Source organism: Corynebacterium efficiens YS-314, from assembly GCF_000011305.1.
Classification (GTDB): domain Bacteria; phylum Actinomycetota; class Actinomycetes; order Mycobacteriales; family Mycobacteriaceae; genus Corynebacterium; species Corynebacterium efficiens.
This window is the reverse complement of record NC_004369.1, coordinates 1062885-1075298: the sequence shown is the minus strand read 5'-3', so window position 1 is coordinate 1075298 and position 12414 is coordinate 1062885. Positions and strand designations below refer to the sequence as shown.

General features: G+C 62.2%; 14 protein-coding genes. 7 read left to right on the top strand and 7 right to left on the bottom strand.

What is annotated here, in order from left to right:
- Positions 1-101: 101 nt before the first annotated feature.
- The 6 genes from CE_RS05195 to pth (CE_RS05170) all read left to right on the top strand — a co-directional run bounded on the left by CE_RS05195 (position 102) and on the right by pth (CE_RS05170) (position 6152).
- Entirely contained in the window at positions 102-1379 is a 1278-nt protein-coding gene (locus tag CE_RS05195; RefSeq protein ID WP_006770020.1) for an MFS transporter, read from the top strand.
- A gap of 105 nt (positions 1380-1484) precedes the next feature.
- A complete protein-coding gene (gene glmU, locus CE_RS05190) occupies positions 1485-2945 on the top strand; it encodes a bifunctional UDP-N-acetylglucosamine diphosphorylase/glucosamine-1-phosphate N-acetyltransferase GlmU (protein ID WP_035109878.1) in 1461 nt (486 codons plus the stop codon).
- An 11-nt stretch (positions 2946-2956) separates the two neighbouring features.
- A complete protein-coding gene (locus CE_RS05185) occupies positions 2957-3934 on the top strand; it encodes a ribose-phosphate diphosphokinase (RefSeq protein ID WP_006770022.1) in 978 nt (325 codons plus the stop codon).
- Between the two features lie 28 nt (positions 3935-3962).
- Positions 3963-4583: a DNA alkylation repair protein gene (locus CE_RS05180; protein ID WP_006770023.1), complete on the top strand. Its 621-nt coding sequence runs from the start codon at positions 3963-3965 to the stop codon at positions 4581-4583.
- 284 nt (positions 4584-4867) lie between these two features.
- Positions 4868-5476, top strand: a complete 609-nt coding sequence (locus CE_RS05175; protein WP_011075235.1) for a 50S ribosomal protein L25/general stress protein Ctc — start codon at positions 4868-4870, stop codon at positions 5474-5476.
- Positions 5477-5618: 142 nt separating this feature from the next.
- Positions 5619-6152 carry an aminoacyl-tRNA hydrolase gene (pth, locus tag CE_RS05170; RefSeq protein WP_006770025.1) on the top strand — a complete coding sequence of 178 codons (534 nt, stop codon included), beginning with the start codon at positions 5619-5621 and terminating at the stop codon, positions 6150-6152.
- Here the strand turns inward: pth (CE_RS05170) and CE_RS05165 are convergent, their stop codons facing one another.
- The 4 genes from CE_RS05165 to CE_RS05150 form a co-directional block, all read right to left on the bottom strand.
- On the bottom strand, positions 6153-6338 hold the full coding sequence (locus CE_RS05165) for a hypothetical protein (RefSeq protein ID WP_006770026.1): 186 nt from the start codon (positions 6336-6338) through the stop codon (positions 6153-6155).
- 5 nt (positions 6339-6343) lie between these two features.
- Positions 6344-6547: a hypothetical protein gene (locus CE_RS05160; RefSeq protein ID WP_006770027.1), complete on the bottom strand. Its 204-nt coding sequence runs from the start codon at positions 6545-6547 to the stop codon at positions 6344-6346.
- A gap of 110 nt (positions 6548-6657) precedes the next feature.
- Positions 6658-8100 carry a glyceraldehyde-3-phosphate dehydrogenase gene (locus CE_RS05155; protein ID WP_006770028.1) on the bottom strand — a complete coding sequence of 481 codons (1443 nt, stop codon included), beginning with the start codon at positions 8098-8100 and terminating at the stop codon, positions 6658-6660.
- Positions 8101-8150: 50 nt separating this feature from the next.
- Positions 8151-9167 (bottom strand): NAD(P)H-dependent flavin oxidoreductase, encoded by a 1017-nt coding sequence (locus tag CE_RS05150; RefSeq protein WP_006770029.1) that lies wholly within the window; start codon positions 9165-9167, stop codon positions 8151-8153.
- Between CE_RS05150 and pth (CE_RS05145) the strand changes: the two genes are divergently transcribed.
- Positions 9166-9828: an aminoacyl-tRNA hydrolase gene (gene pth / locus CE_RS05145; RefSeq protein WP_006770030.1), complete on the top strand. Its 663-nt coding sequence runs from the start codon at positions 9166-9168 to the stop codon at positions 9826-9828. The genes CE_RS05150 and pth (CE_RS05145) overlap by 2 nt on opposite strands.
- Positions 9829-9846: 18 nt before the next feature.
- Here the strand turns inward: pth (CE_RS05145) and urtE are convergent, their stop codons facing one another.
- The 3 genes from urtE to urtC are packed head-to-tail and all read right to left on the bottom strand — an operon-like array spanning position 9847 to position 12340.
- Entirely contained in the window at positions 9847-10548 is a 702-nt protein-coding gene (gene urtE, locus CE_RS05140) for an urea ABC transporter ATP-binding subunit UrtE (protein ID WP_035109880.1), read from the bottom strand.
- Complete coding sequence (locus CE_RS05135) at positions 10548-11291, bottom strand: ATP-binding cassette domain-containing protein (RefSeq protein ID WP_006770032.1); 744 nt, start codon at positions 11289-11291, stop codon at positions 10548-10550. Before CE_RS05135 ends, urtE begins: the two co-directional genes overlap by 1 nt.
- On the bottom strand, positions 11288-12340 hold the full coding sequence (gene urtC / locus CE_RS05130) for an urea ABC transporter permease subunit UrtC (protein WP_081447262.1): 1053 nt from the start codon (positions 12338-12340) through the stop codon (positions 11288-11290). Before urtC ends, CE_RS05135 begins: the two co-directional genes overlap by 4 nt.
- Positions 12341-12414: the final 74 nt, after the last annotated feature.

The window sequence follows — 12414 nt, the reverse complement described above, 5'->3', positions numbered from 1 at the left end:
CCCACTCCTGATTTTCTACGGTGAAAACATTGGTAATCATCCTACTGAGCTCGGCAAGCGTGATCCAACCCCCGGCCCCGGCCCTGCCTACAATGACGGCCATGAATACAGATGAAAGCACCCACCGGGACCGCCGGGATCCGGCGCTGGAGGAGCACAACGCATCGCGGTTCATCTGGTCCAACGGCCTGCAGAACATCGGGGACCAGATCATCGCCGCCAAGACGGTACTGCCGTGGCTGCTGCACGCCGGTGGCGCACCGGGGTTCTTCATCGCGCTACTGGTACCCATCCGTGAATCCGGGTCCATGCTTCCGCAGGCCGCGATCACCCCGTGGGTGCTGTGGCAGGCGTCCCGCAGCCGGGTGTGGATCATCGGTTCCAACGGTCAGTTCCTCTCCGGTCTGGGTATCGGCATCGCGGCACTGTTCCTCGAGGGGTGGGCGCTCGGTATCGCGGTGGTGGTCCTGCTGGGCATCCTGGCGCTGTTCCGGTCCATGTGTTCGATCTCCTCCAAGGATGTCCAGGGCAAAACGATCACCAAGGGGCGTCGGGGCCTGATCAACGGCCGTGCCACCGCGATCGGCGGTGGTGTCGGCCTGGCCGTCGGTCTGGCCATCACCTTCCTGCTCGACACGGATTCCCCACCCTGGGTCCTGGCCGCGACCGTGATCGCCAGTTCCTTCTCCTGGTTGATCGCCTCCTTCATCTTCGCCGGCATCCGGGAACCGGATACGCGGGAGAAGGCACTACCCCGGGATCCCGAGGAGAAGAACCGGTGGTGGAAGGACTGCGTGGACCTGCTCGTGGAGGATGTGAACTTCCGGAAGTTCGTCATCGTGCGCTCCCTCATGCTGGTCACCGCACTGTCCACCGCATTCATCGTCACCCTCGCCGCGGAGGCGGGACAGGACATCACCGCGCTCGGTTTCTTCGTCATCGCCTCAGGGCTGGCCTCGATGGTGGGTGGTCGCATCTCCGGAATCTGGTCCGATCGTTCCTCCCGCGATGTGATGGCCGGTGGCGCCCTGCTCGGATCCCTGGTGCTGTTCGCGCTGGTCGCCAGCGCACAGTGGTCCCCGTCGACGGTCAATGTGATCGCGTTCCCCGCCGGGTTCTTCCTGGTCAACCTGGCCCACACCGCCATCCGGGTGGCACGTAAGACCTATGTGGTGGACATGGCCGAGGGGGATCAACGCACCAGATATGTCGCGGCGGCCAACACGCTGATGGGCGTGATCCTGCTAGTCGTGGGTGCCATATCGGGTGCCGTCGCCATGCTGGGAACCAGTTGGGCACTGATCTTCCTTGCTGTGATCGGGCTGGTGGGGGTGGTGTTCTCCCGCACCCTGGAAGAGGTCTCCGCACCACAATCCTGATTAGTGATCCACCACAGTTGCGAATAACCCCGCCCCGCCCGCTTCGGGCGTTATGCTGTCTTGCGTACATGTGCCACCGGTAAATTTTTAGAAGTTGAGGTCATCTTGAGCGCAAGCGATTCCTCCAGCGCAGTTGTTGTACTGGCAGCGGGTGCTGGAACCCGCATGAAGTCGGATCTTCAGAAGACATTGCACAGCATCGGGGGTCGCAGCCTCATCTCCCACAGCCTGCATGCGGCTGCGGGGCTGAACCCGACCCACATCGTGGCCGTTATCGGTCACGGTCGCGATCAGGTCGGTCCGGCGGTGGAGGACGTGGCCACCCACCTGGGCCGCGAGGTCCGGATCGCCATCCAGGAGGAACAGAACGGAACCGGTCACGCCGTGCAGTGCGCGATGGACCAGCTCGAGGGTTTCGACGGCACCATCATCGTCACCAATGGTGATGTGCCCCTGCTGACCTCCGACACCCTCGGTTCCCTGTTGGCCGCGCATACCGCCACCCCCACCGCGGTCACCGTGCTCACCATGAACCTGGATGACCCCACCGGTTACGGTCGCATCGTCCGCAATGCCGACGGTGAGGTCACCGCCATCGTCGAACAGAAGGACGCCTCCGATGAGGAGCGCTCCATCACCGAGGTCAACTCTGGGGTGTTCGCCTTCGACGCGACCATCCTGCGTTCCGCCCTCTCCCAACTGAAGTCCGACAATGCACAGGGTGAGCTCTACCTCACCGATGTCCTCGGCATCGCCCGCAGCGAGGGCCACCCGGTCCGCGCCCACATCGCCGCCGATGCCCGCGAACTCGCCGGTGTCAATGACAGGGTCCAGCTCGCCGAGGCCGGCGCTGAACTCAACCGTCGCACCGTGGAGGCAGCCATGCGAGGGGGCGCCACCATCGTCGACCCGGCCACCACCTGGATTGATGTGGAGGTCACCATCGGCCGTGACGTGCTCATCAACCCGGGCACCCAGCTGCGGGGCACCACCTCCATCGGTGACCGCGCGGAGATCGGCCCGGACACCACCCTGACCAACATGGTCATCGGCACCGGAGCCTCCGTCATCCGCACCCACGGGTCCGATTCTGAGATCGGTGAGGATGCCACCGTCGGCCCGTTCACCTACATCCGCCCCGGCACCAAACTCGGCGCGGAGGGCAAGCTCGGTGGTTTCGTGGAGACCAAGAAGGCCACCATCGGCCGGGGCTCCAAGGTGCCCCACCTGACCTACGTTGGCGATGCCACCATCGGCGAATACTCCAACATCGGGGCCTCCTCCGTCTTCGTCAACTACGACGGTGTGAATAAGAACCACACCACCATCGGCTCCCATGTGCGCACCGGTTCCGACACCATGTTCATCGCTCCGGTGACCGTGGGTGATGGCGCCTATTCCGGGGCAGGTACAGTGATCAAGGATGATGTTCCTCCGGGGGCCCTGGCCGTGTCCGGTGGACGTCAACGCAACATCGAAGGCTGGGTGCAGAAGAAGCGCCCGGGTACGGCCGCCGCCGATGCCGCAGCAGCCGCACAGAACTCTGTCCCAAACCAGGAAGGCTAAGCAGACTCACCATGACTGCTCACTGGAAAGAAAACCATAAGAACCTCATGCTCTTCTCGGGCCGCGCCCACCCGGAGCTGGCTGAGGCCGTCGCCCGCGATCTCGAGGTGGAGGTCACGCCGATGACCGCCCGTGACTTCGCCAATGGTGAGATCTACGTTCGTTTCGAGGAGTCCGTCCGTGGCTCCGACTGCTTTGTCATCCAGTCCCACACCCAGCCACTGAACAAGTGGCTGATGGAACAGCTGCTGATGATCGATGCCCTCAAGCGTGGCTCAGCCAAGCGCATCACCGCCATCCTGCCGTTCTACCCCTATGCCCGCCAGGATAAGAAGCACCGCGGCCGCGAGCCCATCTCCGCCCGCCTCATCGCCGATCTGCTCCAGACCGCCGGCGCCGACCGCATCGTGTCGGTCGACCTGCACACCGATCAGATCCAGGGCTTCTTCGACGGCCCCGTCGATCACATGCACGCCATGCCGATCCTCACCGACTACATCAAGGACAAGTACGACCTGTCCAACATCGTCGTTGTCTCCCCGGATGCCGGTCGCGTGAAGGTCGCCGAGAAGTGGGCCAACACCCTCGGTGATGCCCCGATGGCCTTCGTGCACAAGACCCGCTCCACCGAGGTGGCCAACGAGGTCGTGGCCAACCGCGTCGTCGGTGATGTCGCGGGCAAGGACTGTGTCCTGCTCGATGACATGATCGACACCGGTGGCACCATCGCCGGTGCCGTGGGTGTACTCAAGGAGGCCGGTGCCCGGTCCGTGGTCATCGCCTGCACCCACGGTGTGTTCTCCGATCCGGCCCGTGAGCGTCTGTCCAGCTGTGGCGCCGAGGAGGTCATCACCACCGACACCCTCCCGCAGTCCACCGAGGGCTGGTCCAACCTGACCGTCCTGCCGATCGCACCGCTGCTGGCCCGCACCATCAGCGAGATCTTCGAGAACGGTTCTGTCACCACCCTCTTCGAGGGTGACGCCTAAACCACCCCGTTAGCCCAGGAGCCCCCGGATGTCTGATTCCTTCACCCGTGTCCGGCAGGTTCTTGAGCCACTGGCCGACCCCGCACGTGCCGCCGAGATGACGGCGTACATGCGGGGTCGGTTTCCGTTTCTGGGGATCGGGACACCCGCGCGCAGGAAAGCCACCATGCCGATCCTGCGCACCCTCCGTGAGTTCGATGCTGACCTGGTCGCCGCCTGTTTCGACGCGGAGCAGCGGGAATACCAGTATGTGGCCTGCGATCACATCCGGCGGGTCGGCATCACCGACCTGCCCCTCGCCGAGCGTTTGGTCCGGACGAAATCCTGGTGGGACACCGTCGATGCCCTGGCCAAACCTATCGGCGCCAACCACGCCGATCACACCATGCGAGCGTGGGCAACCCACCGGGATTTCTGGGTACGCAGGGTCGTGATCCTCCACCAGCTGGGCAGGAAGACCGACACCGACCGGGATCTGCTCGCCTGGATCATCCGGCGGAACCTCGGATCCGGGGAGTTCTTCATCAACAAAGCCATCGGCTGGGCATTGCGTGACCTGGCCCATCATGATCCCGACTGGGTCCGCTCCTTCGTCGAGGCAGCCGACCTGCATCCCCTGAGTCGCCGGGAGGCGCTGAAGAACCTGTGACCGAACCTGTGACCGCCCCCCTGGGCCGTTTTGGTGCCCTGTTTCGTCCCGTGGTAGCCTATCGGAGTCTCGGCGAGGGCCGATCACACAGGGGAAATATTCCGCGGTGATCACGGCCGTTATCGACGCGATTCAGACTTCCACGGAAGCCGCCCGGGTGGGCATGATACCCGCCGGCCGGCTGCCACGCCTGCGAAGACTCGACCAAGACACTCGAGTCGGTCGTGGGCTTTATTGTTTTCGCGGCCGAGTTGATCCGGATCATCCCATTCAAGGAGAAACACATGGCTAACAAGTTCGAAACCATCGAGGCTGCCAACCGCACCGAGTTCGGCAAGGGTTCCGCACGTCGCGCCCGCGTCGCCGGCCTGGTCCCCGCCGTTGTCTACGGTGCCGACATGGAGAGCAACCTCCACATCACCCTCAACCACCGCGACTTCGCCGGACTGGTCCGTCGCAACGGCGTCAACGCCGTCATGGAGCTGGATGTCGAGGGTGTCAAGCAGCTCGCCATGATCAAGCACATCGATCAGAACGTCCTGACCTTCAACATCGACCACGTCGACCTCCTCGCCATCACCCGTGGCGAGAAGGTTGAGGTTGAGATCCCGGTCATCGTCGAGGGTCAGCCTGCACCGAACACCATGTTCGTCCAGGATGCCGACACCATCCGTGTTGAGGCTGACGCCCTGAACATCCCCGAGGAGATCGTTGTCTCCATCGAGGGCATGGAGCTCGGTTCCCAGATCACCGCCGGTGACATCAAGCTCGATGACGACATGACCCTCGTCGACGACGCTGAGCTGCTCATCGCCAACGTCGTTCTCCCGGCTGTGGAGGAAGCTCCAGCTGAGGACGAAGAGGGCGAGTCCGAGGGCGAGTCCGAGGCCTAAACCCCTCCTGCTCTCCAACCGGGGCCGCTGAGGTGACAGTGCACAGTCACCTCAGTGGCCTTTTCTCATGCTTGTCGACGCCCCGACCACCCCGTGTACCCCACCGTTTGACCGGGGGACGCGGCGTGGTTGACTGGGGTGTGTGAATGACTCCCCTGTTCTTGTTGTCGGTCTCGGTAACCCGGGCCCGAAATATGTCGGTACCCGCCACAACATCGGTTTCGAGGTGGTGGAGGAACTGGTGGGCCGCAACTACGCGAACTTCAGCGTGCACAAGCGGTCCAACACCGAGATCGCGCAGCTGCCCGGTCTGATCGTGGCCAAGCCCCGCAGTTTCATGAACCTGTCCGGCACCCCGATCCGCGCGCTGTGTGACTTCTTCAAGATCTCCCCCGCGAATGTCCTGGTGGTCCACGATGAGCTGGATCTGGATTTCGGTCAGGTCAAACTGCGTCAGGGCGGCGGAGACCATGGGCACAACGGCTTGAAGTCCACCAGCAGATCCCTGGGAACCAAGGACTACTGGAAACTCAGCGTGGGCATCGGCAGGCCACCGGGCCGGATGGATCCGGCCACCTTCGTGCTCAAGCCCTTCTCCAAGCAGGAGCAGGACAGCGTGCCGATCATGGCCGCGGATGCCGCGGATCTCATTGAGGAGCACATCAGGACACTGTGACTACCACCGCCGGGCGTGTTTGAGAGCGGTGCGCAGGGCTGCGTCGTCAAGCTCGAGGGCGCCCGCCTTGCGCAGGCGGTGTGCGACGGTCGGGCACGAGGAACACCGGGGGTTGTCCTTACAGCACTTCTTTTTGACCTTGCCGGATTTCAGCCGTTTGCGCACCTTGGTCATGGATTTGCCCATGGCCCCTACTTCCTGCGTGCTTCCTTGAGGCGGCGGGGCAGGTCGATATCATCATTCTCCAGGGCACCGGACTTGAGCAGCCGGGTGTAGACCACCGGGCAGTTGGTGCACCGTGGCGTCTTCCGGCAACACGTACTTTTCAGTTTCACCCCGAGCGGGTTGTGTGTCACCGTCACGCGTGAGGTGGGTCTCTTCCTACGCTTGCTCATGGTTTCCAGTGTAGTGCCCGAGGCAAGGGATGCCTAACAAAATAATCCGGCTGCGGCACCGGTGATGTCTCACAGGTGTGCAGCCGGATCACTCTCCGGGTGGGCCGGGGTTAGAGGGCCACGGGCAGTGCGCGCTCCGGGTAGACCTTCGGGCGTGCACCGGCGATCTCCTCCACAATGCGGACGACCTGGCTGGAGTAGCCGAACTCGTTGTCATACCAGACGTAGAGCACCAGGTGACGGCCGGTGGCGATGGTGGCCAGACCGTCGACAATGCCGGCGTGGGTGGTGCCCACGAAGTCGGTGGAGACCACCTCCGGGGACTTGATCCAGTCGATCTGCTGACGCAGGTTGGAGTGCAGGGACACCCGGCGGAGGAAGTCGTTGACCTCCTCGCGGTCAACCTCCTGGTTGAGGGTGAGGTTGAGCACCGCCATGGATACATCCGGGGTGGGGACGCGGATGGCATTGCCGGTCAACTTGCCGGCGAGTTCGGGCAGGGCCTTGGCCACGGCCTTGGCCGCACCGGTCTCGGTGAGGACCATGTTCAGACCTGCTGCACGGCCACGGCGGGAACCCTTGTGGAAGTTGTCGATGAGGTTCTGGTCATTGGTGAAGGAGTGGACCGTCTCCACATGGCCGAACTCGACACCGTAGCGGTCGTTGATGACCTTGAGCACCGGGGTGATGGCGTTGGTGGTGCACGATGCCGCGGTGATGATGGTGTCATCCTCCGCGATGTCGGAGTGGTTGATGCCGTAGACGATGTTCTTCAGGTCGCCCTTGCCCGGCGCGGTGAGCACCACCTTGGACACGCCCTTGGCCTGCAGGTGCTGGCCCAGGCCCTCACGGTCGCGCCAGCGGCCGGTGTTATCCACCACGATGGCGTTGTCGATGCCGTATTCGGTGTAGTCGACCGTGGTGGGGTCGTTGGAGTAGATCACCTGGATCGGGGTGCCGTTGGCCCAGATGATGTTGTTCTCGTGATCGATGGTGATGGTGCCGTCGAAGGCCCCGTGCACGGAGTCACGGCGCAGCAGGGAGGCACGCTTGACCAGGTCATCCTCGGAGTTCTTACGTACGACGATCGCGCGCAGGCGCACACCGTCGTAGAGGGCCTCACGGGAGACGAGGATGCGCGCCAGGAGACGTCCGATGCGGCCGAAACCGTAGAGGACGACATCGGCGTGTTTGGTGGTCGGGCCGGTGCCGATGACATCCGCGAGTGAGTCCTCCAGGAAGGCACGCAGATCGGTGCTGTCGGAATTCTCGAAGTTGTAGGCCAGCTGTCCGAGATCGATCGATGCCGTGCCGAGGTTCATGTCCACCAGCTCGCGCAGGATCGCCAGGGTGTCCTCCAGGGGGAGTTCCTTGGAGGTGATGTGACGTGCGTAGCGGTGTGACTTGATGATGTCGATGTCAGAGACATTCACAAGGAGACGACCGAAGACCGACACCACGACATTATTGTTGCGGTGCAGACGCCCGATGAGGGGCACCATCTGCTCCGCAACTGCGATGCGTTCGTTCCAGTCCTTGTGGTTGTTCGTCATTTAATGCGTCCTTCGATGGGTAGGTGGAGAACAAGCCCCCTCAGCCTAGCTCAAACGGAAGGATTCATTGTGCTCAATATCTGTTTCACTGACCCCGTTTTGATATTACCAATACCGGTTCCCACCAGGCAGTACGCATAGTCCCAGTTCCCTGTCGCCCCAGCCGCGGCCCGCAGCGGGGCGATCATCACATTCAGGTACGGGTAGACCGGGGGTAGACTTTCATTTTCCCGCACGAATCGGGTCTTCACCCCCCTGGCGTACCTCCCTGAGAAGGCCCTGGAACAGGTGGTGGTCACGCCCCGTTCACCGGCCGTCAGGAGCAGTTCACGATTGGTCGCCGAGGTGCCGGCCTCATCCGCCAGGAGGAACACCGACCCGCAAGCCACCGCAGAGGCCCCGAGATCCAACATGCGTTGCACGCCCTCGCGGGTGGAGACACCGCCCGCGGCCACCACCGGGATGCGGACCTGCCCCACCACGGCCCGCAGCAGCTCATCAAGGGACCTCCGATCCGGTTCCTCTGTAAGGGACCAGGTGGACCGGTGACCACCGGCTTCCGGCCCCTGGACCACGAGCACATCCGCGCCGGCCCGTTCCGCCGTTCGTGCGTCATTCTCGTTGGTTACGGTCACCCAGGCCTCGATCCCCGCCTGTTTCAGGGTGGCGAACTCATCCGGTGTGAACATGCCGAAGGTGGAGGAGATCACCGCGGGGCGCGCTGCCACGGCCAGGTGGAATTTCTCAGCCCAGCCGTTGGTCAGATCCACCGCCGGAACCACTGGTTCCCCCAACCGGTATTCACGGAAGGCCTGGGTGAGCAGGCCGGCGACCTCATCAACATCCGATGGTGTCGGTTTCTCCTCCTGCGGACGGAACAGGTTCACCCCGAACCGGCCGGACACCTGCGCCAGCTGTGTGCGAAACTGCGCCACGCTGGAGGTGCCACCGGCGAGGAAACCCAGCGAACCGACCTGCCCCGCGGCGGTGACCAGCTCCGGGGTGGAGGGCCCCCCGGCCATCGGGGCGACAATGACGGGAACGGACAACGAATCGAGAATACCCATGCCACCCAATACTATTGACCGGGTGAGTTTCCTCTCCCGAATTCAGGCATTCTTCCAGTCCTCCCGCACCCCCGAGGTCCCCGACCTCGCAGAGCTACCCGAGGCCAGGTGGCTGGTGGTCGGTCTGGGTAATCCCGGCGTAAAATACGAGGCCACGAGACACAACGTGGGTTACATGTGCGTCGATACGCTTCTCGGTACCCACGACGCACCACCGTTGACCCCGGTCAGGGGACTCAAGGTGCTGACCACCCCGCTGCCCGACGCTGCTGACAGCGCGCTTGCGGTGCGTTCGACCACGTTCATGAACCATTCCGGGCAGGGTGTCGCGCCGCTGGCGCAGACACTGGGCATCCCGCCGGAGCGGATCATCGTCATCCACGACGAACTGGATCTACCAGCAGGCAAGGTACGTGTGAAAAAAGGTGGTAATGAAAACGGCCACAATGGTCTGAAATCCCTCACCCAGGAACTGGGAACCCGTGATTACCTGCGTGTTCGCATCGGCATTTCCCGTCCGCCCCAGGGCATGAGTGTGCCCGATTATGTCCTGGAGCCGGTGGCTGACCAACAGCCGGGCATCGATGTGGCTGCCGATGCGGTAGATCTGATCATCGCGCGGGGATTGGCGGCTGCTCAGAACGACATCCACGCACGCTAGAATCTGCCCACTCAATATTCAGATCGCCAGAGACATCTTGACCTTGTTGTGTTTGAGCTCTTTGTCTTCCACACCCATGCCCGTCTCCACGATTCTTCCCCGCGAGATCACCGCGTATTCCCGGGCCACCTCAAGTGCGAAGCCCATGTTCTGCTCAACGAGGAGAATACCCATTCCGCCAGCTGCGAGTTCGGTGATCGCCTGCTGAATCTCAGTGACTACCGAGGGTTGGATGCCTTCAGTAGGTTCATCCAGGAGCAGGAGACGCGGTCCTGAAATCAGCGCACGGGCTATGGCCAACTGTTGTCGCTGACCACCGGAGAGCAACCCCGCCGGTCGGTCCATCACCGCGTGAAGGGCGGGGAACCTCCCCAGTGCATCATCGACCCGGGCGTGTCCCGGCCGCCCGTGTAGATCTGCAACCACCCGAAGGTTTTCCCAACAGGTCAGTTGAGTAAACGACTGCTGCCCCTGTGGCACGTATGCCATACCCTTCCGGATCCGGCTGTGCGGTGGCAGAGTGGAAATATCCTCACCGTCGAAAAGCACTCTTCCGCTGGTGGGATTGATCAGACCGATAGCTGTACGCAGTAGAGTCGACTTGCCCGCGCCGTTGTGCCCCAGCACAGCCAGGATGCCAGACTCAGCCGATTCCAAACTCACGGAATGAAGAACCTGGGTACGCCCATAACTGGCGGTAATATCCTGCAAAATGAGCATCATGCCTCCCTGGTTGTGATGGCGGTGGTGCCCAGGTAGATGGCCTGGACGTCCGGGTGATTCTGAATTTCATCGACGGTGCCCTCCGTGAGAATCTCTCCCCTGTTCATAACGGTGACCCGGGTGGCGAAACGACGCATGAAGTCCATGTCATGCTCAACCACCAAAACCATTCGGTCACGCGAGACGCGCGATAGAAGTTCTCCGGTGGCGACGCGTTCCTCCTCGCTCATACCCGCCACCGGTTCATCAAGCATGAGCACTTTGGCATCCTGCACAAGAAGCATGGCGATCTCCAACCACTGTTTCTGCCCGTGGGAAAGGGTTCCCGCCTGCTTATCCACGAGATCACCGAGATTTGTCACCTGGAGGGCATCCTCAATACGTGGATCGATGTTCCTTCGTATGCCCCCTAAAGCTCTGAGCCCACGGTGCAACCCACATGCGACATCAAGGTTCTGAAGAACCGATAACCTCTCAAAGACGCTGGCGGTCTGGAAGGTACGCCCGACGCCCATTCTCGCGATCCGGTGTACCGGGGTACCTAGAATCTCCCGACCATCGAGCTTCACGGACCCTCCACCATCGACCAGACCGCTGATGGCATCAATGCATGTGGTCTTACCCGCCCCGTTGGCACCGATGAGAAAATGCACCTCTCCGGTCACTGAACGAAAACTCACATTATTGACAGCAGTGAACTCACCGAAGCGCACAGTCAGGTTTGTAACATCGAGGCTCATGATGATTGCTCCTTTGTCAAGCGTTTCCAGCCAAGCGACGCAATCCCTCCGGGGAGAAGCACGATGACCAGAACAAGGATCGCGCCCTGGAAGTAGGACCACGCACTGGGAAACGACTGGGCAAGGGCGGATTCCATCCACCCCAGGGCGAGAGCGCCCACTACAGGGCCGAAGAGGGAATTCCGACCACCCGCGGCGACAGCGATCACGAAGACGATCGATGGGACGACCCCGATCTCGGCGGGTGAGATGATTCCCATGATTGGGACGAACAACGCACCGGCGATACCTGCCATCATCGCGGCGATAACGTAAGCCCCAGTCTTGATCCATGCCGGATCGTACCCCAGAAAACGCACCCGTTCCTCAGTGTCACGCGTCGCTACCAGCAGTTCTCCGTAGCGACTCCGCATGAGCCAGTAGGAAATGGCAACCATCAACAACAGCACCCCGGCCGCCATCAGATAGAGGACCACCCGGTTCGTCGGGTCATAGAGTGTGAAGCCGAAGAAGGATGTGAAACCGTTGAGGCCGTTGGAACCACCGAGTGCGCCCTGTTGTCCCACCAGGAGAACGACCACTGCGGCAGCAAGCGCCTGGTTCAGAATGGCGAAATATGCCCCCTTTATGCGACGCTTGAAGATTGGAAACCCCAACGCGAATGCGACTAGTGCAGGCAGGATGATGACCGCTAACACGGTCACCACGGGATTAGCGAAGGGTCGCCACCAGAGTGGCACGTCGGATGTGCCGGCCAGGGACATGAATGCGGGAACGGTTTGTCCCATCATGGCTGCATCTGCCAGCAGCATGTGCATAGCCATCACGTAGGCGCCGATACCGAAGAACACTCCTTGTCCCAGGGTCAGCATCCCTCCTCTACCCCACGCGATGCCGATTCCCACCGCGACGATGGCATAACAGACCAGACGTGCCATGAGATTGAGCTGGAATGTTGACAGCACCAGTGGCGCGATGAGCAACGCGGCAGCTAACAGGGAGAAACCCAGGGCAGCATTCCTTAGCGTAGGCGCGTTGACCACCGACATCTTCCTGCGCGGGGTGGAGTCGGGATCTGGTCCCGTCGTCGGGATCGTTACCCTGGTCGAGCGCTTTGAGATGA